This is a genomic window from Paenibacillus sp. 1182 (assembly GCF_017833915.1).
In the GTDB taxonomy this organism is placed as follows: Bacteria; Bacillota; Bacilli; order Paenibacillales; family Paenibacillaceae; genus Paenibacillus; species Paenibacillus polymyxa_D.
Map to the genome: position 1 here is coordinate 181,425 of NZ_JAFICR010000001.1, position 22,178 is coordinate 203,602.

Here is a 22,178-nt window from a genome sequence, read left to right on the forward strand (position 1 = left end):
CTGATTTTGAGGAGGAGACGACAATGGAACGACATGACATGATGCAAGTGGGGTTAAGCCGGATCATGGAGGGACAGCATCTTTCGCGTACGGAGGCCCGGAGCGTAATGGAACAGATTATGAGTGGAAGTGCTACACAGGCGCAAATTGGCGGGCTGCTGACGGCTCTTCGCCTCAAAGGGGAAACGGTAGATGAAATCACTGGTTTTGCCGAGGCTATGCGTAGCTACGCTAGTCCAGTGCAAGCTGAAGAAGGCAGCGGTCGTCTGCTGGACACATGTGGAACCGGAGGTTCGGGTATTCACAAGTTTAATATTTCCACGGTATCTGCGATCATCGCAGCTTCGATGTCTGTACGGGTAGCAAAGCATGGCAATCGTTCTGCAAGTGGCCGTGCCGGGAGCGCTGATGTCCTGGAGGCATTGGGAGTCAATATTCATTTGACGAGTGATCAGGCTAGGTCATGTCTGGACCGAATCGGCATCTGCTTTTTATTCGCACAGCTGTATCATCCGTCTATGAAGCATGCCGCCGCGCCGCGCCGCGAACTGGGTGTGCGGACGGTATTCAATATGCTGGGTCCATTGACGAATCCGGCTGGTGCGGATCGGCAGTTGTTGGGCATTTATGACGCCAGCAAAACGGAAGTCATTGCCGAGGTATTGAACCAGCTCGGCTCCAAACGGGCCATGGTTGTCAGTAGTCTGGATGGACTAGATGAAATTAGCATTTCAGCTGCGACACGAGTATCCGAGCTAAGGGACGGCAAGGTTCACACGTTCGAGCTTCATCCGTCGGATTTGGGCTTGCAGACGCATTCTCTTGATCAGGTGCTGGGCGGTGACGCACAGGTTAACGCAGATATCATACGACGAATTTTAAACGGAGAGCATGGAGCTTATCGGGATGTTGTGTTAGCGAATGCAGGAGCGTGCATTTATGTATCAGGCACAGCAGCTACCTTGACGGACGGAGTAGCACGAGCGGCCGAAGCCATTGACTCTGGACGGGCACTTTCCAAGCTGGACCAATTAATACAGGCAACGGGGGAATATCAATATGTATCTTGATAAAATTGTGGTGACGAAGCGACAAGAAGTGGAGCAGCTTAAGGAGCATTTTCAAATAAGTAAAGCTGAACGATTAATTGCTGATTTACCTGCGACGAGAGGATTCGAAAATGCGATCGCGAGCGGGCGCAACCGTCCGCTCGGACTGATTGCTGAGGTGAAGAAGGCTTCCCCATCCAAAGGGCTGATTCGACCGGATTTCCATCCGGTGGACATTGCACGTGCATATGAGGGAGCAGGAGCGGATTGCATTTCTGTACTGACAGATGTGACGTATTTTCAGGGAAGTCCTGAATATTTACAGCAGATTCGCGATCAGGTGAAGATTCCGCTGTTGCGAAAGGATTTTATCATTGATGAACGGCAAATATATGAAGCTCGTTTGCTGGGAGCGGATGCGGTGCTGTTGATTGCCGCTATACTGGAACCGCGTGTATTAGGGTCCTTTTTACAAATCGCCAAGGACCTTGGGCTGGACGCATTGGTAGAGGTGCATGACAGTGAGGAGCTTAAAGCGGTGCTGGAGCTGGGGACAGCAACCTTGATTGGCGTAAATAACCGAAATCTGCGAACATTCGAGACTCGTCTCCAGACGACGGAGGAGCTGATCTCACTAATTCCTAAAGGGATTACGTTCATCAGTGAGAGCGGAATTGCTGGACCGGAAGATGTAAAGTATCTGCATTCGGTGGGTGCACACGGCATCCTGGTAGGGGAGCATCTGATGCGCAAGGAAGATGTGGGACAGGCTGTAACCGAATTGATGGATGGGATTAAAGTATGAACAAAACGGGCGTAAAAATTTGTGGACTTCAAAGCGTTGAAGTGCTAAAATCTATGGTAAACTTACCGGTCGATTATATAGGTTTTGTGTTTGCCGACAGCAAGCGCCGGATTGACGGCGTACAGGCTGGAGAGCTGCTTCGCGTATTGGATGAATGGACCTCAGGCAGCAGACCGCGCAGCGTGGGCGTATTTGTGAACCCTGGTGATGCACTGTTAAATGATGTGATGGAGAAAGCACCCTTGGATGTCATACAGCTGCATGGACAGGAGAGTCCAGAGCGCTGTCGGGAAATCAGGGAGTATTTTGGTATACAGGTATTCAAGGCATGGTCTGTGGACAGTCAAGGACAGAGAGAACGCTCGGCGGACGAATTGGATGCCTATGTCGGAACAATTGATGCTTTACTGCTCGATACATACGATCCCCTGTATGGTGGCGGTTCTGGAAAAACGTTTGCGTGGGATCGAATTCCTGCCTATCAGGCTTGGACCCATCAACATGGAATTCCTTTGTTTGTAGCCGGTGGGCTGACTGCCGATAATGCGGAAAAGCTGGTTCATGAGTATCATCCCGATGGGCTGGATGTATCCAGCGGTGTAGAGACGAACGGAGTCAAGGACATAGCAAAAATCACAGCATTCGTGGAAAGGGTGAAGCAGGCATGACACAATTACCTGATAACAACGGACGTTTTGGAACATTTGGAGGACGTTTTGTACCGGAAACGTTGATGAACGCACTGATTGAATTGGAGGAATCCTACCGTAAGTACGCGGATGATCCCGAGTTTAAAGCAGAGTTGAACGGGCTCCTAAAGGACTATTCTGGTCGGGAAACGCCGCTTTATCATGCGGAGCGTCTGAGCCAGCATTTGGGCGGGGCTAAAATTTACCTGAAGCGCGAAGATTTAAATCATACCGGTGCCCACAAAATCAATAATGCGTTAGCTCAGGGATTGCTGGCGAAGCGTATGGGTAAACAGAAGGTCATTGCTGAAACAGGCGCAGGACAGCATGGTGTCGCGACAGCGACTGTGGCTGCGTTGCTCGGATTGGAATGCAAGGTGTTTATGGGTGAAGAGGATACTGTGCGCCAGCAGCTGAACGTCTTTCGGATGCAGCTTTTGGGTGCAGAGGTCATTCCGGTGACATCGGGTACACGTACACTTAAGGATGCCGGAAATGAAGCTTTGCGTTACTGGGTCAGCCATGTCCATGATACGTTCTATATTTTGGGTTCAGCTGTCGGCCCGCATCCGTATCCAATGATGGTGCGGGACTTCCAACGCGTGATTGGTGATGAAACGCGTCGCCAGATCCTAGAGAAGGAAGGCAGACTTCCGGATGTCATTGTGGCAGCGATCGGTGGCGGAAGCAATGCCATCGGCATGTTTTATCCTTTTATTGAGGATCAGGGTGTCGCTTTGATTGGCGTGGAGGCCGCTGGAAAAGGTGTCGAAACAGAATTCCATGCAGCTACGATGACCAAGGGAACACAAGGGGTCTTCCAAGGCTCTATGAGTTATCTGCTTCAGGATGAGTACGGACAAGTGCAACCTGCGCATTCCATCTCGGCTGGACTGGATTATCCAGGTGTTGGACCGGAGCATTCATACCTGAAAGATATTGAGCGGGCCCAATATGTTCCGATCACCGATCAGGAAGCGCTGGATGCGCTTCAGCTCCTCTGCCGTACCGAAGGAATACTTCCTGCATTAGAGTCGGCACATGCAGTTGCGCAGGTTGTCAAGCTGGCACCTACGTTGACGGCAGATGATATTATCGTTATTTGTTTGTCTGGACGAGGGGATAAAGATGTGGACTCCATTATCAAGTATTTGGGAGGAAATCCGTCATGAATTTAATTGATCAGGCGTTTGATCGCCTTAAAAATGAAGGCAAAACGGCATTAATTCCTTTTCTGACGGTAGGCGACCCGGATGTGGATACGACGATAGAGATCATTCGGCAGTTAGAGTCGGCCGGAGCTGACATATTGGAACTGGGTGTACCCTATTCCGACCCGCTGGCTGATGGTCCTGTAATTCAGCGCGCGTCTGAGCGTGCACTGAAACGGCAAATTTCCATCCGCACGTGCATGGAGACAGCTTCTCTGGCTAGGGCGGCAGGTTCAAACCTGCCTTTTATTCTGTTCACGTATTATAACCCTGTATTACAGATGGGGATGGATGCTTTCTTTGCAGGCTTGCAGGAGCACGGTATCAGCGGTCTTATTATTCCGGACCTTCCGCTTGAGGAAGCGGAGGAGCTGGGAGGACGGGCAGCAGAGGTGGGTGTGCATCTGATTCCTCTGGTGGCTCCAACGTCTGAACAGCGGATCGAGCGAATTGTCCGTCAGGCCCGTGGATTTGTATACTGTGTATCTTCGCTGGGTGTAACTGGGGAAAGAGCTTCCTTTTTTGAAGGTATAGAGGGCTTTATCGCGCAGGTCAAACGGCATACGGATATTCCGGTAGCGGTTGGCTTCGGGATCTCTACTCAAGAGCAGGTAACCCGTTTCTCAAATATTTGCGATGGTGTTGTAGTTGGTAGTGCTATTGTACGTCAGGTAGAGGAGGCCATTCCGCTACTGAATGATTCTGCACGCAGGCAAGAAGGTCTTTTGCAAATTCATAATTTTGTGGCACAATTAAAGAATAATGGGTGTCAAAATATAAAGTAGTAAATATAGTTCTGATTGGATAGAGGAGGTAGGGGCATGCAACCTAAACCGCATATTGTACATTTGCCAGTATATCAGCCCGGTAAACCGATTGAAGACGTAAAACGTGAGCTGGGACTCGATGAAGTCATCAAGCTCGCCTCGAATGAGAATCCGTATGGTAGCTCTCCTAAAGTATTGCAGGCTATTCAGCAGGAGTTTGCTAACATTAGTGTGTATCCTGATGGAAGTGCGGTAGCTTTGACACAGGCACTAGCTAAACGGACGGGTTTAAAAGAGGAACAGTTTATCTATGGCTGTGGCTCTGACGAAATTATTGCGTTGATTACGCGTGCTTTCCTCCTTCCTGGAGAAGAAAGCATCATGGCCGATCAGACATTTTCCGTGTATAAAAGTAACGTGGAAATTGAGGGAGCGGTTGCAGTTGAGGTGCCTTTGCGTGATGGTGTACATGATTTGGATGCTATGCTGTCCCACATCAATGACCGTACAAAAATTATTTGGATCTGTAATCCAAATAACCCGACGGGCACGATTGTACCCGAAGCGGAGCTGATTGCGTTTTTGAACCAAGTACCAAAGCATATCATGGTTGTGCTGGATGAAGCTTACGCCGAGTTTGTGACGGATCGTTCTTATCCCGACGGCATTCGTTTGTTGCCAGTGTATGAAAATCTGGTTGTACTTCGCACCTTCTCCAAAATCTATGGCCTTGCTTCGCTACGCATTGGTTATGGTATGGGAGCTGAGTCAATTATTCGCTTGATAAATCAGGTTCGTGAACCGTTTAATACTTCACGGGTAGCACAGGCTGCGGCTATTGCTGCTTTGGAAGATCAGGAATTTGTTCAAGAATGCCGGGATCGTAATGCAGAGGGCAGAGCTTATTTGCAAAATGAGCTGAAGCGTCTGGGATTGGAGTCTTTCCCAGCACATGGTAATTTTATTATGCTGGATGTACGTCGTCCATCCGGTGAGGTATTCCAGGAGTTGCTTCGTAAAGGTGTGATTATTCGCGCAGGTCATCACAAATATCCGACATATATTAGAGTGTCCGTTGGATCACAACCGCAAAATGAGTTGTTTATTCGTGCGCTGGAACAGGTCCTGGGGGCGGAAGCGGCGAAAGTACGCCTATAATTTCCGCAGATGGGATTTGATAATTGATGAAGATTGCCATTTTCGGCGTGGGACTGATAGGTGGGTCCCTCGCACTTTGTTTTAAAGGGAAGCCGGATATTTCGGTTGTCGGCCATGCCCATCTCCCTGAACTGATGGAACCGATGTTAAGCCGTGGTGTCGTGGACACCGCGACTCTTTCGGTTGAAGAAGCGGCAGAGGATGCCGATTTTATTTTTTTATGCGTACCTGTGGGCTTATTGGAGTATTATCTCGAACTGTTAAGCAGGCTACCGCTTAAAGCGGGTTGTATTATCACCGATGTAGGCAGCACGAAATCGGCAATTGCCAAAAAAGCATCAGAAATTTCTTTGCGCAATGCTTACTTTATCGGTGGTCATCCGATGGCTGGTTCGGAGCGTTCCGGTGTAAAGGCTGCTTCCGCGTTGCTGTTTGAAAATGCATATTATGTGCTTTCCCCGGCAGAGGGTGTGCCTGAGGAAGCATACTGCTCGCTGGAACGTTTATTAAAATATACTAATGCTCATGTTGTGCGTGTCGAACCAGCTATGCACGATGACATTGTCGGTGCGATTAGCCATCTTCCGCACATTATTGCAGCAGCGCTGGTGAATCAGGTGCGAAAGCACAATGATGAAAATCCGTTGTACCGTACATTGGCTGCCGGTGGGTTCCGTGATATTACACGGATAGCCTCTAGTGATCCGGTTGTGTGGCGGGACATCTTACTGAGCAATCGTGAAGTTTTACTAGGTCTGTTGGAAGAATGGAACGGACAGATTGAGCGTTTTACCCATTTACTGAGAATACAAGACGGTGAGGGAATCGCTGACGAGTTTTTAACAGCTGGGCACTTCCGCAGTGAACTGCCAGAGCGTCGTAAAGGAGTCATCGTCTCTACGTTTGATCTGTATATTGATGTACCGGATACCCCAGGGATTATCGGGCGAATTGCTATGGAACTGGGGAATCACAGCATTAATCTGAGCAATATGCAAATCATTGAAAGCCGGGAGGATGTCCCAGGCATCATGCGGCTTTCCTTCCGTCAAGAGCAGGATTGGGAGCGTGCCAAGACACTGCTGGATTCGATGGGCTATAAAGTGGTGGTATAAAGGGTGAAGAAAGTATGAGTGTTCGTTAAAGGAGGGACTGCGCTCCGCGATTCATTTGATCTTACGATCGCTGTTGTCTGCGGATTTTCTGAATATATGTACAAAGGGGAAAATCCCGCAGGCAAAGGCGAGCGCTCCGCTTCTCCAGATTCAAATGAACCTCTACGCTATGGACCGCCTTAAAAGCACCACACTTTCTGGGAGTGAAGTAGTAAGAAAAGATCTAAAGCGGGTGAAGGTTCTCTTCGCTCGCTTTTTTGTTACTTGAAGAGGTAGTGGAGCTACGCGTTATTTTGTAATTACTATCTTTCTATACATACCGTTGAACATTATAGGTGCATCCTCTTTGATCCGCAGTTTTGTTTTTTGGGTTTCAAACAGTTCTTCAAAATTCAACCCTATATCGGTTCCTAACACCTTAATAACGGGCCTTATCGTTTTTTTGAATAATGAGGGCTTTTTTCCTTTAGGAGAAAACTTATCGAAAATAATAATTTCCCCGTCTTTTTTCAAAACCCGCACCATCTCATCGAAGCATTTATTTGCGTTAGGTACTACTGAGAGAATTAAACTTCCTACTACTATATCAAATTGCTCATCCATAAAATTCATTTGTTGAGCATCCATTTCCAAGAATTTTATGGATGTTTTGGCGAATTTATCTTTTGCTTTGTTAAGCATTTCAGGTGAATAATCTATGGCAGTAATATCCAGCCCGTAGTGATTTATTAATTCTAAATCTGCTCCAGTTCCTACACCTACAAAAAGTATTTTTTGCTCGCTATTAAATGACTTTTCTTGAAATATGATCTTTCTAGAATTGAGGAAGCTACCTGAATTGAAAAAGTTATCATAAATTGGAGACCAAATCTTATATACAGCCTTGTTCCACTTATTATTCATTTCCTGCCCCCTATCTATTGAAAAAATTAATTATATAATAATGTGTTTTAATAGGACAACCAAATAATTGGTGAAATATTGATGTATTTTATCAACCCACATATGGGGTAGGTGAGTAAGGTAAAGAGGAGTATTGGAAAACAAAAAAAAGACCACCCGGGTAAAGCCCCGGGTGGTAGCTACTTTTAGTGAAGTAGCTGAGTAGGATAGGAGTGGAGAGAAACCATACTGTACTTTTATTATATGTATACGTTTTCATTTTGTCAATATTTTTTTAAAGCGTTTTCTTTTTTTGTGTAATTATCCTTATTGGTTTATTTGATGGCACGCTTTCAGTAGGTTTGTCATTTAATCTTGAAAAAATTTAAAATCCATTGAAAAGCTGTATAAATGAATTAGTTGCCAGCGTTAGGGAGGCATTGATGGAAATCGTGGGGATTTTGGACTTTTTTACTGGCGGTCATTTTGTGGTACAATGGGTAAGTCCATTTTGGACGTTGAATATTGTTGGGGATAGCACCGTTAATGTTGGCACTACATAGGGTAAGAAAATAACAAATGTTCCATGATGCTGTTTCATCCATTTGCGCAGAGGGCGCAACTTTTTTTGACCTGTTCGGTATATATAGACAGAATCGAACGGGAAAACAGCACATGTATGGGCGAGGAGGGTCTCACTCGGATGATGACAGATTCCCAGATGATTCAGGAAATCAAACAAGGTAATGTTGAGGTTTATTCAGAATTAATGAGGCGTCACCAACGTAAAATTTTAGCTTTTGTTTATCATATGCTGAAAAGTTCGAACCTGGAAATGATTGCTGAGGACTTATGCTCGGAGACGTTTTACAAAGCGTATCGGAGCCTGCACTCTTTTCGCGAGGTAGACGCATCGTTCTCCACTTGGTTATATACAATTGCACGCAATACGGTGCTAAGTGAGCTTCGCAAGCACCGTAGCGGTCAGGTTCCATTGGAGGAGAGCGGTTATGTACCGGTAGCTCCATCGGATGTAATTCCGGAGCAGGCTGTCCTTCGCGGTGAGAAGGTAGAGATGGTTCGTGAAGCGATCAATAGATTGCCTGAGAAGCAGCGATCTGCGCTGATTTTGCGTGAATATGAGCAATTAGATTATCAGGAGATTGCGACTATTTTAGGACAGACCGTCAGTGCGGTGAAGTCGTTGCTTTTCCGGGCAAGAACCAGTGTGAAGACGCAGTTGGAGCCTTATTTTTTTGAGCCTCTCTATGAGGAAAACGAAGGGATGAGCAGCCAATGAAATCCAGGGACACTGAGGATTTGTTCGCTACAGGCAAAAATGTATCGAAACAAGACTCGGAGCGCAGACGGGCCAAAAGCTCGTCTGCTGGGTGGGAACATGGTTCGGAAGAAAAAGAGTGGGATTTGTCAAAAGAAAATCGATCCGCTATTCGTGATATTTCCTTTGAAATAACAGATGATAAGCTAGAGGCCATGAATCGCAGAGTCATGGATCGAATTTATGAAGAATCACCGTGGCTTGTTCCGGGTGAGCATCGACGTGCGCGTGTGAACCCAGCAGCCCGTAAGTATATGTCTGTATGGATCGCTGGCTTCTTGGCCGTATTTTTATGCAGCTTTTTGTTTTTGAACTGGAATGGAAGCTCCTCTAAGGAAAATCCCCCTCAAGCAGCTCCTGTCATGGATACGGGTATTTTACCGACAGGCCTGTTGGAAACTACAAGTACATCTCCACAATATCAATACCACATTAAAGATGTGAATAGTGGCATTATGGACCCGCTGGTTGCTAGCATTGTTCCTACTTATCCGCAATACTGGATGCTGTTGTCTGTATTGGCACTTGCGCTTGCTTTATTTTCTCTGGGCTGGATCCATCGGACGAGAAGGGTCAGAAGTTAGCAGGACAGCTGGACTCCAATATGAATTCATAACAATGCCTGAATAACAAAACAGCGGAGGAAAAGACACGATGCTTATTGGCTTGATCAGACATGGATTGACGGATTGGAATGCGGTAGGGAAAATCCAGGGCCATAGTGATATTCCGTTAAATGAGGAAGGACGCCAGCAGGCACGCTTGCTTGCAGAACGATTAAAGAGAGAGTCTTATCATTGGGACGGGCTTATTACAAGTAGTCTCTCCAGAGCGAAAGAGACCGGGGAGATTATTGCTTCTGCTCTGCATCTTCCGTTGCTAGAATCTGATGATCGACTAAGAGAACGTGCTTATGGTCAGGTCGAGGGCATGACACAGGCCGAGCGTGAAGAGAAGTGGGGAGTCGACTGGCATCTGCTGGATCTAGGGCAGGAAAGCGATGCGGATCTTCAGCTTCGCGGGCTAGGTTTTATGGAGGCCATTTGGACGGAAAATCGGGACAAGAATCTGCTGGTCGTTTCCCACGGCGGTTTTTTGGCTAATTTGTATAAGGCTCTGTATCAGGAAAAATTCACGGAACGAATCGGCAATTTGTCACTTAGTATACTTCAGCGTGGGGATATGGATTGGGCACCACTTTTGTATAATTGCACGAAGCATTTGCAAGAGAAAAGTGACTGTAACTCAAAAAGTTAGTAAAAGACCACGGCTTCTACTCATCGTAGAAGTCGTGGTCTTTTTTGTTTTTTAATTATACCTTTGCAAAAAAAGAGGTTTAGAGTTTGAACAATCCGTCAAAGCTGTGGGTACAACAGGTAAGAATCAATTCCGGATGACAGTCCAGTGACGAGGCGATGGAACAATGAATCTGGCGGATATGCTGACATTTGCGGATATTGTGCATTTGAACAGAATCGCGGTGTATTACGATTGTGACTGTAAACCTAATTCCAAGCATGAGTTGATCCAGGGGATTTTGACGAAGCTCGGCAGCAGTAGTTTTTTTGAGGCGCAGGTCAAGGAGCTGAGGTTGTCAGAGGTAAGGTTTTTGAACGCACTGCTGTTCGATGACCGACCGTATTTCAGCATGGAGGAATTGATTGCAATAGCCAAACAGTCTGTTGAGGAGGACGAAAATCCTGGTGAGCGGCCAAGAGATATTGTGACCCGTCTGCGTTCTAGTGGCTGGTTGTTCAACGGTTCGACGCACAACACGAGGTATTTGTTCCAAATTCCGTTGGATATGAAGGAGCGCTTTCGACGTGTTATGGTACATGACTTCCAAAGCGGAATGACACGGGTAAGCGAACCGTCTTCGTACCGGGATGAAGGGCATCTACTGGCAGAGGATTTACGGCTTTTCCTTCAATACATGGGGCAGCATGAGGTTCCGCTAAATCCCGAGGGGGCTTGGTACCGTCGCAATCAGCAGCAGCTGATGGAGCATTTGCACATTGCGGAGCCGCTTTTGGGTAAGGGAGGATGGCGTTTCGGGTATGGTTCCTCTTTTAAGTTTTATCCAGACCGAATGGCCCTACTGTATGATTATGCCCGACACTCCAAGTACATCGAGGAGAAAGGGGGCCAGGTTGTGCTGACGGCAAAGGGGGAAGCGCATCAGGAGCATACAATTGAGGAAGAAATGATACAGCTATTCAGGTTTTGGTTAAGACTGTATAAAGGAGCCGTTCCTAATTTGCTTTCTCTAGTCTACTGGATTGGAGAATGTGCCAGACCGTGGACGTCCTCAGAGTCGCTTTTTGTACATATCGGCCCACTGATTCGACCGTTTTACTATGATACGCCCCGTTCGGTCTTTGATCAGAGAATTATACGAATGATGCTTCACTTGGGTATGCTTCGTCAGGGTGAACATCCGACGGGACCCTCTGTACAGATGACGGCCTGGGGGCTGAAGTTGGCGGGAGAGTGCCGCATTGGGCGGAACGACTCGGGTATACGGCTCCATTGACAAGCAACACACATGTTGATAGAATTTCACCCAAAAAGAGAGGGTGAAGTTGATGCTGATTCACTATACCGGAAACATGCCACAGCTCCATTCATCTGTCTATGTGGCAGAAGGAGCAAAAATTGTCGGAAAAGTAACGATCGGCCAAGATTCCTCTGTATGGTTTAATGCCGTACTGCGCGGAGATATGGCGCCTATCATCATCGGTCAACGCTGCAATATTCAGGACGGTGTCGTGGGACATGTGAACACGGATCAGCCCCTGTTGCTGGCGGATGACATTTCGATAGGTCATGCTGCAATAATCCACGGTTGTATGGTAGGCAAAGGCACTTTAATCGGTATGGGGGCCATTGTACTCAACGGAGCGGAGCTTGGTGAATATGCTTTAATAGGAGCAGGGTCGGTCGTTACGGAAAATACCAAAATACCACCCTATACTCTTTCTCTCGGTACACCTGCCAAAGTGGTGCGCGAATTGACAGATGCAGATTTGCAGCGGATGTCACGAACGGCACTCAGCTATGTGGCGAAAGGAAAAGAATATAGGATCTCTTAAACTCATGTTGGAGGTGCATCCTATGGATAAAATGAAGGTTACTTATGAAGTAATGTTGGGCCTGTCTGCTGAAATGGTTTTGGACGAGGCATTACGTAAACACCGGAGTGAAAAACTCTACAAGGATATTGATGAGGCGCTGGCCTCCGGAGATGAAGTAGCTTTTCGTCATCTTACGGATGAGCTGAAAGCAATGAGTTAGAATAATCTTAGGAACCCTAAGTTGGATTTCAGACCAATTGTTAGTTCGAGATCATAATCATCAAACCTGACTGTAGCGGCGGTCAGGTTTTTTTGATACGCTTGGATATGATATAGTCTTTGTAGGATGGGCCTGTACAAGGCAACCGTCGTATGAACGGAGGATGAAGGGCGTGTCGTTATCTTATTTGTGGAGCCGGTCGTTCTTGACGAGCCGGCCTTTTTTATGGCTGCTGTTCTGGTGTAATCTGGTAGGAACAGTGTGTGGGTACATATGGTATGGGGGGCAGTTGGAATATACTCTAAATTATCATCCGATGTGGCAGATTGTATTTGTGCCTGATAGTCCGACGGCGAGTCTGTTTTTTACGATCTCTATAGCATTTTTGCTCTATTCTCCGCGTCTCAAGAGCTTGAAGGTCATTCGACAGATCATGGAGGCGTTGGCTGTTGTCACGAGTGTAAAATATGGCATATGGGCTTCAGCTATTATTTTTTGGGGAGTTGCGCAGGGCGGACATATGATATGGCAGGATTGGATGCTGGTGGCATCTCACACGGCAATGGCGGTCGAAGCGTTACTGTTCGTGCGTTTTTTCACCTGCAAATGGGCTGCTTTATGCCTAGCCGCACTCTGGACATTGTTAAATGATACGATGGATTATACATTTGGTATATATCCGTATCTTCCAAAGACGCTAATGGATAATGTACCGCAAGTGCGTGCGTTTACCTATATGCTAACCCTTGTCAGTATCGTAGCAGCATGGCTTGCCATGTTTGCGCGCAATCGAATGAGAGTAGAAGTGAAGAAATAGAAAGGAATCCGTGATGATCATAAAATAAGAAAGAGCTTTAATCATTTAGCTACACAAAGTTTTGGTTTTGATTTTGAAGAAAGTTCTAGTCCCGGTAACCTTGCCATACAGTAAGGTGAGGAGGGATGTCCCATGATTAGGGGTCAGACGTTTCAAATTACGATACGTATTGTTTCGAGTGTTGTATTATCTATGGTCCTGATGCTGTCCGTCTGCGTCCCTCCAGGTGTGGCAGAAGCGCGTGATCAATCAAAACCCATAGGAAATACAAAAGAAATTGAGGAACTGGATCATGCAGCTGCGATACTGTACCGGGATGTGATGGACGGGAACATTGAAAAAGCGCGCGCGGATGTAGCCGAGGTGAGTCGATGGTTTGGCACCGGACAGGTGCAGGCAGCGTTATCTGTAGAGGCCATTCATGCTTTGTCCGGCAGCATCCTTGAGGTGCAGCAAGCTACACAGTCCGTCCAAGTATCACCAGATGAGTGGGTGAAGGCTGCGGCCAATTTACGACTTGCGACAGATGCGCTTGCACATCCGCGTCAGCCCTTATGGCAGCAGTATTATAAGATTTTAAAAGAAGATGTTAGCGGTTTGAACAGCCAGTTTGCTAAAGGTAATATGAAGGGTTTCAAAGCTGGAGCCGCAGTGCTGGAGGACCATTATGAGACGATTCGTACGGCAGCATTGATACATGGCAGAACAAGTGAGGTTGTCCGGGCTGATTCATGGATTTCCTACGTCAAAGGATTGGGTGATCAGCAATACGCAGATGCCTCAGCGATTAGAGGGGCGTTGGATCAGGGAAATCCGACGTTTAATGCCTTGTTTGGACGTGAAAAAGACGCCACTGCACTGGCGCCATTTATCCCGCGTGAAAGTGAGCGCCGGGCAGAATTGGCAATCGGCATGATTGTTCTGCTGGCGCTGGTCTATGCAGGTTATCGTAAATATCGAGCTGGTTTCTCTGGATAACGATGCAAATTCGAACATTCGCGTCGTTGGCTGCTGAGCCATCCATATATGTTAGCCCATCGCCCGGATTTCCGGGCTATTCCTCTTTGAACCCCTCTCCATGTACATCATGCACATCCTGTATGATAATAAACGCCCGTGGATCAACCGATTTAACAATTTGGTGCAAACGTCGTATTTCCTGACGAGGCACGACACAATAGGCAACATGCTTGGCCTGCTTGGAAAATGCACCTACAGCCGGAATAATAGTAACTCCGCGATCCATGTCTCTAATAATAATATCCGCAATGTCCATCGTGTGGTCGCTGATAATCATAAAGGCTCTGGCGGAATAGGCGCCTTCTTGTATAAAATCAATAATCTTGGACGCGATGAACACGGCGACTAATGTATATAGAATTTTTTCTTTTGGTATGTAAAGTAGTGAAGCACCGATAATGACGATATCAATGACCAGCATAATCCTTCCCATACTCCAGCCAAACTTCCGGTTTAGAATACGAGCGATTATATCCGAGCCGCCCGTGGTGCCGCCAAAGCGGAACACAATACCTAATCCGGCCCCAAGCGTAACCCCCGCATATAATGAAGAAAGTATAAAATCGTGTTCAGTTTGAAATGTTCCCATCCATCCGAGATGAATCATTTTTTCATACAACCACAGAAAAAAAGTGAGCGACCCAATACCTACCCCTGTATATAGAATTTGCTTGCCCCCAAGCATTTTCCATCCAATTAAAAATAAAGGAATGTTCAGAAGCAATGTGGAGAGAGAGGGTGAAATCGAAAAAGCATAATTGAGCAGCAGGGTGATCCCAGTAATACCACCTTCCATCAGTTTACTGGGTATAATAAAATAAAGCAGACCGAATGCATAGATAGCGGTCCCGAGCACAATGGGTAAAATCATTTTAAGCTGTTCCATGGACTTGGATATCTTCATATAATCCCTCGCAGTAGCAGTTTAAGGAAGAACGACTTCATGCTGATTTTGCTAATCGCAGCTCCTTATATGTAGTATACCTTTTTACGGTAGCTTTAAAAGACTGATGACAGTAAGTTGGGGTCGTAAGTTCACAATTAAAAAAAATTTGTTTTAAAATGTGCTTTACGATAACATATGAATAAACCTGCACATGGGGGGATTGCGTGTTTCATGGAAAAATCATTAGATGAAATTCAACGTGAGGTAGACCAGTATATATCTCAATTTAAGGAAGGGTATTTTAGCCCTTTAGCGATGTTGGCCCGGATGTCTGAGGAAGTCGGGGAACTGGCGAGGGAAGTCAATCACTCCTTTGGCGAGAAACCGAAAAAAACGGATGAGGCGGACAATTCCATTGAGCTGGAGCTGGGGGACATTTTGTTCATCACCATCTGCTTTGCGAACTCGCTAGGTATAAATTTGACCGAGGCACATGATAAGGTTATGCATAAATTTAACACACGTGATGCGAATCGTTGGACCAAAAAGGACACCGATTAGGCGCTTTGTACATATGCTGTACCAAACCGGTTACCCGGAGGTGCAGTGTCATGAAGGCGGAGGAATACGTTCAGAAAGCTTATCAGTGCATTTTGCAGAACGATTTTGAGCAGGCCGTGGAATGGTTTGAAAAAGCAATTTCAGCTCAGCCTGATCATGCGGAGCATTATTTCCGGTGCTCGGTTACCTATGCTCGTAGTGGTCGTTTGGAGCAGGCTCTCGCATATGCAGAGCATGCGGTTCGTCTCGCTCCACAGCAGGATGAATATGTTCTCCATCTACATGCGCAGGAAGCCAGGCAGCATACGGAGAAGGCCAGAAAAATGCTGGATGTCGACAGAGCTACGCCGCAGGTGCGTCAGGATGCGATCTTGTTACTGGAACGAGCAATAGCCCTCGATCCGTTATGTGGGGATGCTTTTTTGCTGCTCGCATTGATTTATGACGAAATGAATGAGTATAAGCTGGCTGTGCAGGCTGCTCGTGAGGCGGCTGCACTGTTTCCTCACAATGTGCAGCTTGCCAACCTCATGAAGAAGTTATGCCAGCAGATGAATGAACAGATCTAGCACAAATGGATGCATAAGGAGTTGTAGGGATATGTCAGAACCAATAAAAGTGGCTGTTGTAGGAGCAGCAGGGCGTATGGGCCGTGAAGTTGTCAAATTGGTTCTTCAAGATGAGGAACTACAGCTTGTGGCCGCAGTGAACAGAACACATGCCGGCAGTGATGCCGGCCTTCTCGTCGGACTACCGGAAGCGGGTATCGCTATTGTGGAGGATGTGGAGCAGGCATTACTGGATAGCCGAGCGGATGTCATGGTCGATTTTACGGGGCCGCGTTTTGCATATGCACATACAGAGCTTGCTATCAAGCATGGAGTTCGTCCGGTTATCGGAACAACAGGGTTTACTCCCGAACAGATTGATGAACTGGACAAGCAGTGTCGTGAGCAGCAAATTGGTGGTCTGATCGCGCCAAACTTTTCAATTGGCGTCATTTTGATGATGCGGTTTGCGGCTCAGGCAGCGAAATACTTCCCACATCTGGAAATTATCGAATATCATGGTGACCAAAAATTGGACGCGCCATCGGGCACAGCCATTAAGACCGCAGAGCTGATCGCCGAACAGCGTGAAGAGCTGCGACAGGGTAACCCGGAAGAGGAAGAAACGTTAGAAGGATCACGGGGAGGTTACTATCAAGGGTTTCGTGTCCACAGTGTCCGTCTTCCCGGTGTGTTCGCACAGCAAGAAGTGATATTCGGAGGGTTTGGACAATCTCTGAAGATTCGTCAGGATTCTTATGAACGGGCGGGCTATATGCCGGGTGTTAAAATCGGTATTCAGAAGGTCATGGAGCAGCCAGGGCTTGTATATGGATTTGAGCATTACATCGATTAAGAATACGCGAATGATTGGACGAATGAAATTATAGAATGAGGCAGGAGGAACTTCGAATGTTAAAGATTGCATTTATAGCGCATGACCGAAAAAAGGATGAAATGGTAAATTTCATAACGGCCTATGAGCATGTTTTTACAGATCACAAGTTATTTTCAACAGGTACAACAGGTCTGCGCATTATGGAGCAAACCAAGCTTGAAATTCACCGTTTCATGTCCGGGCCGCTTGGAGGAGATCAGCAAATCGGGGCTATGGTTGCGCAAAATGACATGGACTTGATTATATTCTTGCGTGATCCGCTCATGGCACAACCGCATGAGCCGGACATTAGTGCCTTGTTACGTTTGTGTGACGTGCAGGGGATTCCTTTGGCAACAAACGTTGCAACTGCTGAAATACTGGTGAAAGCGCTGGACCGAGGCGATTTTGCTTGGCGTGAGCTGGTACATAAATATAAACCGGGCATTGACCAGCAGGGTGATATATAATGACGCTGGACATCCTGATTTTCGGAGCTCATGCTGACGATGCAGAAATAGGAATGGGAGGCACGATTGCCAAGCATACAGCCGCTGGTTTAAAGGTGGGCGTGTGCGATTTGACGCGGGCTGAAATGTCATCCAATGGTGATGTGGATACTCGTATGTCAGAAGCTGAACATGCTTCGAAAGTGCTCGGGCTTGCTGTGCGGACGAATTTGGGTCTGCCTGATCGTGGATTATATGTAACTCCTGAACATGTAGCTGCAGTTACAGCAGAAATCAGGCGCCATGCACCGAAAGTCGTATTCGCTCCTTATTGGGAGGATCGGCATCCAGACCATGTCATGTGTAGCAAGTTGGTGGAGGAAGCGGTATTTAACGCGAAGTTGCGACGTTTTATGCCAGAAAATCCTGCGGTACAGGTAGAGCAATTATATTTTTATTTTATCAATGATATTGGCAGAACGGATTTGATTGTGGATATCACCGAGCATTATGAAGTCAAGGAACAGTCATTATTGAGTTATGCTTCGCAATTTCAGGCAGCGCCTGGAAAGGATACAGTATCCACTCCATTAAATCAGGGATATGTGGAACGCGTAAAAGCTCGCGACTCGTTGTTGGGTCAGCGCAAATTGATTTCGTATGCGGAAGGCTTTGCGTCCAAAACGCCATATCTGGTTAAGCTATTCACATAAGGATTTTGCAAAAATCCAATAAGCGACTTCCAATGATAAGATATAGATCGAAATGGTTTAGTTTGTCTATATCTTGTACTTCGGAGCGATTGGAATCGAATTTTGCAAAATCCTGACATAAGAATTCTATACTTGAGCATTTTGCAGAGTGTTAAAATAAATCGGCAGAAAAGTTATCACTGGTGAGCGGAAGGAGGCAGCTAGCTTGAATGACAAACTGAAAATTGGGATTACCTGTTATCCGTCGCTGGGTGGTTCCGGCGTAGTGGCTACTGAGCTGGGCAAGTTGCTGGCAGAAAAAGGGCACGAGGTTCATTTTATTGCCAATAGCATTCCGTTCAGATTAGGCGGGACGTTTCAGAAAAATATTTTTTATCATGAGGTTGAAATTAACGATTATTACGTGTTTAGATATCCGCCCTATGATTTGTCACTGGCGACCAAAATGGCCCAAGTCGCACAAATGAAGAATTTGGATGTACTCCATGTTCATTATGCGGTACCACATGCAGTATGCGCTTACTTGGCGAAGGAAATGGTGGGTGATCATCTGAAGGTGGTAACCACCCTACACGGTACGGACATTACAGTCTTGGCACAGGATGAGTCGTTGAAGGACCTGATTCGGCTGGCTATTAACAAAAGTGACGCTGTGACGGCGGTTTCCAAAGATTTGATTCGGGAGACGATAGATGCGCTGGAAATTACACGGCCTATTGATTTAACCTATAATTTTGTAGATAAACGGGTGTATTATCCACGAGATGCCGCTGCGCTTAGAAGAGACTTTGCCCAACCGCATGAAAAAATAATGATGCATATTTCCAATTTCCGTCCTGTCAAAAGGGTGGGCGATGTGTTGGATATATTTGAAAGAGTGCAACGAAAAGTGCCTGCGAAGCTGCTGCTGGTGGGGGAAGGACCGGATCTACCAAAAATCCGTTGCAAAATTGAGGATTTAGGACTTCAAGACAAGGTCTTCTTTTTAGGTAAGCAGGATCAGATCGCAGAAGTGATTTCTATGGCGGATGTGCTGCTGCTTCCCTCGGAAAAAGAAAGTTTTGGTTTGGTTGCGCTGGAAGCAATGGCCTGTGGAGTGCCGACAATCGGTTCTCAGGCCGGAGGAGTTCCTGAACTCGTTGTGCATGGAAGTACGGGGTATCTTGCTGAAATTGGTAATACTGAGGCGATGGCTGATTATGCAGTTGAGCTGTTGTCCGATGAAGCGATGGCGGAACGTTTCCGTGAAGCGTGTCTGACCCGCGCCCGTACCGTTTTTTGTGATGAGCTGATTACCCGTCAATATGAAGAAATCTATTACCGTGTGTTGGGACGCGAGGTGCCGGATCTTAAACCGATCAGCGTTTAAGGGGGCGGACTCGCGTCCGTTTTTTATATTGAATACTTGCAAAGGGGGAAACCCTATGAATACAAATACTTGGCAATGCGCTGACCAAGAGATGGCACTTCATGGCAGAGAGGTCATACATACACTAACAGCAGCAGGCCACGAAGCTTACTGGGTTGGCGGCTGTGTGCGGGATGAGATATTAGGACGAGCTATTCATGATATGGATCTGACCACTTCGGCTGAGCCTGAACAGGTCTTAGCGCTATTCCCTCATGTTATTCCGACAGGAATCCAGCATGGGACGGTAACGGTTATGCAGGGTGGCCATGCGTTCGAGGTGACCACTTTTCGTACAGAAAGCGGTTATGCCGATCACCGCCGTCCAACGGAAGTTGCCTTCGTGAAGGATATCCGTGAGGATCTGATGCGACGGGATTTTACTATGAATGCGATTGCGATGGCAGAACACGGAGAGCGGGTGGACCCGTTTGGGGGAGGAGCCGATTTGCGAGCTGCTCTCGTTCGTTGTGTGGGACGAGCTGAGGAACGCTTTGAGGAGGACGGGCTGCGAATGCTGCGTTGCATCCGTTTTGCCTCTGTATTTCGGTTCCGGGTGGCCTACAATACCTGGAAAGGTATGATCCGTCGCAGAGAGGGACTTCGATATATAGCCATGGAACGGGTACGAGTCGAGTTAGAAAAGATGCTAGCGGGGCCTGACCCATTACGTGGATTGGAGATGCTGGGACGTAGCGGATTGCTTGGCTGTACGAAGGTTCCGGTTCCCTGGGAACAATGTGACGCACAGGCGCTCAAGGAGATCGTGCAGCTGCCAGCAGAGCTACGGTGGGGTCTGCTCCTTATGTCTTGTAGACTTAGCTCCGAGGCAGCGGACGAGCTATTAAGAGCTTGGACCTTTTCCAACGCCGTACGTTTGCGTTTGGTTCATTTATTGGAATGGGAGACCGAGCTCATCAGCCATGCTGTTGCCATAGCTGACAACTCTGTTTCGAGAGATTCTGACCCTATCAACGACGAGGTACTGCGTCGTAACTGGATTCGATTGTTAATTAAGCTGGGAAAGGATACAGCTTCAGACTGGCTGGAGCTTCACAAGACACTGCCTTCTTCGTTCCGTGGATTACCGCCGTGGGTAGAAAAGCATGTGAAGAAGATTGCCGAACTGGCAAACTCGTGGACACAGCAGGCTGTCGTCGTTCGTATCAAAGATTTAAATATTACTGGAAATGAACTGGTTCAGGCAATGAATCGACCAGGTGGACCTTGGCTGGGGCAGATGATGGAACGGCTTTTACAAGCGGTCGCTTGCGGAGATATCCCGAATGAAACAGAAACATTGCTTCAGGAAGTGAAACGGGTGATGAGTAGTGAATAATCATGATAGACTGTTAGGCATACTGGAGGAAGGTTCATCCGATTACGTATCTGGTGAGGAGATTAGCCGACGCCTCTCCGTTAGTCGCACAGCAATATGGAAGCAAATCAACAAACTGCGTGAGCTGGGTTATAATATCGATGCCTCTTCGCGCCGGGGCTATCGGTTGATATCTCGGCCTGACCGATTGGAAGTATCCAAACTGGCAGATCTATTAACTACACAATCGTTTGGCCAGCGTATCATAGTGCTGGATTCGACGGTATCCACTCAGCAGGATGCTATGCGTTTAGCAGAAGAGGATGCGCCGGAGGGAACGGTAGTGCTGGCAGAAGAACAGACGGCGGGTCGGGGACGTCAGGGACGTAAATGGTATTCCCCTCGCGGCAAAGGGATATGGATGAGCATTGTATTGCGCCCCACCCAGCCCTTAGCTTTTACCCCCCAGCTAACGCTACTTACAGGTGTAGCAGTGTGTAGAGCCATTCGTCGGCTGACGGGTGTGGAGGCAGGAATCAAATGGCCAAACGATCTGTTGATTCATGGTCGCAAAGTATCCGGTATTCTGTTGGAATCTGCAACAGAGGATCAACGGGTCCGCTACTGTATTGCAGGGGTCGGCATTGACGTAAATTTAAATAAAGAAGATTACCCGGAAGAGCTATCCCATGTAGGGACATCCTTGAAAATAGAAGCAGGGCTTGAAATTGACCGTACTGCACTGATTGCTGCAGTTCTGGAAGAAATGGAGCTGCTAAGTAAGTTGTATGCCGAGCAGGGGTTCCAGCCCATAGCCATGCTGTGGGAGGCGTTATCCGTGACGATGAACCGCAGCGTTCGGGCACATACGGGACAAGGGATAGCGGTAGAAGGTACAGCGGTGGGCTTGGACCCTTCAGGGGCACTAGTGATAGAAACGAACCAGGGTGAGCGGATTCAGGTTATTTCAGGGGATATACAATTGTAGAAGCGACCCTAGCTGAGTATACGACCACAATCTTTCTGTTTCCTGTGTGAAACTTCACGTGAAAAAGCTGATGTTTTTTGTTATACTGTGCAGGAGGCGGCATCGGACGGTCCGAGCTGCACTCCAAGGGCACATTGCTCTACTTTAGCAAGTTTGTAAGACCATCATAACTTCATTTGAAGGTTACGTTGGATTCTGCTCTGAGCCGAACAGGACCGAGACAGAAGGGACGATCTCAAAATGAGTGTCTTTTTTGGCTGTTCGGACCTTTTGATGACGCAGAT

The 22,178-nt window shown here is 47.2% G+C and carries 26 protein-coding genes; 24 read left to right on the forward strand and 2 right to left on the reverse strand.

The window, feature by feature from the left end; all coding sequences use genetic code 11:
• The first annotated feature begins 23 nt into the window (after positions 1-23).
• From trpD to JOD82_RS00960, 8 genes are read left to right on the forward strand one after another with little or no spacing between them, the layout of a single operon-like run.
• On the forward strand, positions 24-1,070 hold the full coding sequence (gene trpD / locus JOD82_RS00925) for an anthranilate phosphoribosyltransferase (RefSeq protein ID WP_069012428.1): 1,047 nt from the start codon (positions 24-26) through the stop codon (positions 1,068-1,070).
• A complete protein-coding gene (gene trpC / locus JOD82_RS00930; protein WP_069012429.1) occupies positions 1,060-1,854 on the forward strand; it encodes an indole-3-glycerol phosphate synthase TrpC in 795 nt (264 codons plus the stop codon). The genes trpD and trpC overlap by 11 nt, the downstream gene beginning before the upstream one ends.
• Complete coding sequence (locus JOD82_RS00935) at positions 1,851-2,522, forward strand: phosphoribosylanthranilate isomerase (RefSeq protein ID WP_069012430.1); 672 nt, start codon at positions 1,851-1,853, stop codon at positions 2,520-2,522. Before trpC ends, JOD82_RS00935 begins: the two co-directional genes overlap by 4 nt.
• Complete coding sequence (trpB, locus tag JOD82_RS00940; protein WP_029517344.1) at positions 2,519-3,715, forward strand: tryptophan synthase subunit beta; 1,197 nt, start codon at positions 2,519-2,521, stop codon at positions 3,713-3,715. The genes JOD82_RS00935 and trpB overlap by 4 nt, the downstream gene beginning before the upstream one ends.
• Entirely contained in the window at positions 3,712-4,539 is an 828-nt protein-coding gene (gene trpA, locus JOD82_RS00945) for a tryptophan synthase subunit alpha (RefSeq protein WP_069012431.1), read from the forward strand. The genes trpB and trpA overlap by 4 nt, the downstream gene beginning before the upstream one ends.
• A 36-nt stretch (positions 4,540-4,575) precedes the next feature.
• Entirely contained in the window at positions 4,576-5,679 is a 1,104-nt protein-coding gene (gene hisC, locus JOD82_RS00950; protein WP_069012432.1) for a histidinol-phosphate transaminase, read from the forward strand.
• Between the two features lie 26 nt (positions 5,680-5,705).
• A complete protein-coding gene (locus JOD82_RS00955; protein WP_069012433.1) occupies positions 5,706-6,794 on the forward strand; it encodes a prephenate dehydrogenase in 1,089 nt (362 codons plus the stop codon).
• A gap of 18 nt (positions 6,795-6,812) precedes the next feature.
• On the forward strand, positions 6,813-6,977 hold the full coding sequence (locus JOD82_RS00960; protein WP_161626999.1) for a hypothetical protein: 165 nt from the start codon (positions 6,813-6,815) through the stop codon (positions 6,975-6,977).
• Between the two features lie 105 nt (positions 6,978-7,082).
• On the opposite strand, the gene JOD82_RS00965 is transcribed toward JOD82_RS00960, so the two are convergent.
• On the reverse strand, positions 7,083-7,697 hold the full coding sequence (locus tag JOD82_RS00965) for a class I SAM-dependent methyltransferase (RefSeq protein ID WP_029517349.1): 615 nt from the start codon (positions 7,695-7,697) through the stop codon (positions 7,083-7,085).
• 682 nt (positions 7,698-8,379) lie between these two features.
• On the opposite strand from JOD82_RS00965, the gene JOD82_RS00970 reads away from it, so the two are divergent.
• The 8 genes from JOD82_RS00970 to JOD82_RS01005 all read left to right on the forward strand — a co-directional run bounded on the left by JOD82_RS00970 (position 8,380) and on the right by JOD82_RS01005 (position 14,104).
• Complete coding sequence (locus JOD82_RS00970) at positions 8,380-8,976, forward strand: RNA polymerase sigma factor (RefSeq protein ID WP_013310707.1); 597 nt, start codon at positions 8,380-8,382, stop codon at positions 8,974-8,976.
• Positions 8,973-9,599 (forward strand): hypothetical protein, encoded by a 627-nt coding sequence (locus JOD82_RS00975; RefSeq protein WP_029517350.1) that lies wholly within the window; start codon positions 8,973-8,975, stop codon positions 9,597-9,599. Before JOD82_RS00970 ends, JOD82_RS00975 begins: the two co-directional genes overlap by 4 nt.
• Positions 9,600-9,669: 70 nt before the next feature.
• The gene (locus JOD82_RS00980) at positions 9,670-10,272 is read left to right on the forward strand and encodes a histidine phosphatase family protein (RefSeq protein WP_069012434.1); all 603 of its coding nucleotides are present in this window, start codon (positions 9,670-9,672) and stop codon (positions 10,270-10,272) included.
• A 166-nt stretch (positions 10,273-10,438) separates the two neighbouring features.
• Positions 10,439-11,548, forward strand: a complete 1,110-nt coding sequence (locus JOD82_RS00985) for a hypothetical protein (RefSeq protein ID WP_209947371.1) — start codon at positions 10,439-10,441, stop codon at positions 11,546-11,548.
• Positions 11,549-11,600: 52 nt separating this feature from the next.
• Complete coding sequence (locus JOD82_RS00990; RefSeq protein WP_209947373.1) at positions 11,601-12,107, forward strand: gamma carbonic anhydrase family protein; 507 nt, start codon at positions 11,601-11,603, stop codon at positions 12,105-12,107.
• 22 nt (positions 12,108-12,129) lie between these two features.
• A complete protein-coding gene (locus tag JOD82_RS00995; RefSeq protein WP_013371655.1) occupies positions 12,130-12,309 on the forward strand; it encodes an IDEAL domain-containing protein in 180 nt (59 codons plus the stop codon).
• A 172-nt stretch (positions 12,310-12,481) separates the two neighbouring features.
• Complete coding sequence (locus JOD82_RS01000; protein ID WP_209947374.1) at positions 12,482-13,126, forward strand: DUF1405 domain-containing protein; 645 nt, start codon at positions 12,482-12,484, stop codon at positions 13,124-13,126.
• 132 nt (positions 13,127-13,258) lie between these two features.
• The gene (locus JOD82_RS01005; RefSeq protein WP_039271103.1) at positions 13,259-14,104 is read left to right on the forward strand and encodes a sporulation protein YpjB; all 846 of its coding nucleotides are present in this window, start codon (positions 13,259-13,261) and stop codon (positions 14,102-14,104) included.
• A 76-nt stretch (positions 14,105-14,180) separates the two neighbouring features.
• Here JOD82_RS01005 and JOD82_RS01010 read toward each other — a convergent pair whose 3' ends face one another.
• Positions 14,181-15,050 (reverse strand): YitT family protein, encoded by an 870-nt coding sequence (locus JOD82_RS01010; protein ID WP_029517356.1) that lies wholly within the window; start codon positions 15,048-15,050, stop codon positions 14,181-14,183.
• A 213-nt stretch (positions 15,051-15,263) separates the two neighbouring features.
• Between JOD82_RS01010 and JOD82_RS01015 the strand changes: the two genes are divergently transcribed.
• The 8 genes from JOD82_RS01015 to JOD82_RS01050 all read left to right on the forward strand — a co-directional run bounded on the left by JOD82_RS01015 (position 15,264) and on the right by JOD82_RS01050 (position 21,894).
• Positions 15,264-15,593 (forward strand): nucleotide pyrophosphohydrolase, encoded by a 330-nt coding sequence (locus JOD82_RS01015; protein ID WP_029517357.1) that lies wholly within the window; start codon positions 15,264-15,266, stop codon positions 15,591-15,593.
• A gap of 50 nt (positions 15,594-15,643) precedes the next feature.
• Entirely contained in the window at positions 15,644-16,162 is a 519-nt protein-coding gene (locus JOD82_RS01020; protein ID WP_029517358.1) for a tetratricopeptide repeat protein, read from the forward strand.
• A 31-nt stretch (positions 16,163-16,193) separates the two neighbouring features.
• Complete coding sequence (gene dapB / locus JOD82_RS01025; protein ID WP_029517359.1) at positions 16,194-16,997, forward strand: 4-hydroxy-tetrahydrodipicolinate reductase; 804 nt, start codon at positions 16,194-16,196, stop codon at positions 16,995-16,997.
• Between the two features lie 56 nt (positions 16,998-17,053).
• A complete protein-coding gene (gene mgsA / locus JOD82_RS01030) occupies positions 17,054-17,488 on the forward strand; it encodes a methylglyoxal synthase (protein WP_029517360.1) in 435 nt (144 codons plus the stop codon).
• Entirely contained in the window at positions 17,488-18,180 is a 693-nt protein-coding gene (gene bshB1, locus JOD82_RS01035) for a bacillithiol biosynthesis deacetylase BshB1 (protein WP_029517361.1), read from the forward strand. Before mgsA ends, bshB1 begins: the two co-directional genes overlap by 1 nt.
• A gap of 205 nt (positions 18,181-18,385) precedes the next feature.
• Positions 18,386-19,549: an N-acetyl-alpha-D-glucosaminyl L-malate synthase BshA gene (gene bshA / locus JOD82_RS01040; protein ID WP_029517362.1), complete on the forward strand. Its 1,164-nt coding sequence runs from the start codon at positions 18,386-18,388 to the stop codon at positions 19,547-19,549.
• Positions 19,550-19,604: 55 nt separating this feature from the next.
• Positions 19,605-20,927 (forward strand): CCA tRNA nucleotidyltransferase, encoded by a 1,323-nt coding sequence (locus tag JOD82_RS01045; protein WP_029517363.1) that lies wholly within the window; start codon positions 19,605-19,607, stop codon positions 20,925-20,927.
• Entirely contained in the window at positions 20,920-21,894 is a 975-nt protein-coding gene (locus JOD82_RS01050) for a biotin--[acetyl-CoA-carboxylase] ligase (protein ID WP_029517364.1), read from the forward strand. Before JOD82_RS01045 ends, JOD82_RS01050 begins: the two co-directional genes overlap by 8 nt.
• Positions 21,895-22,178 lie beyond the last annotated feature (284 nt).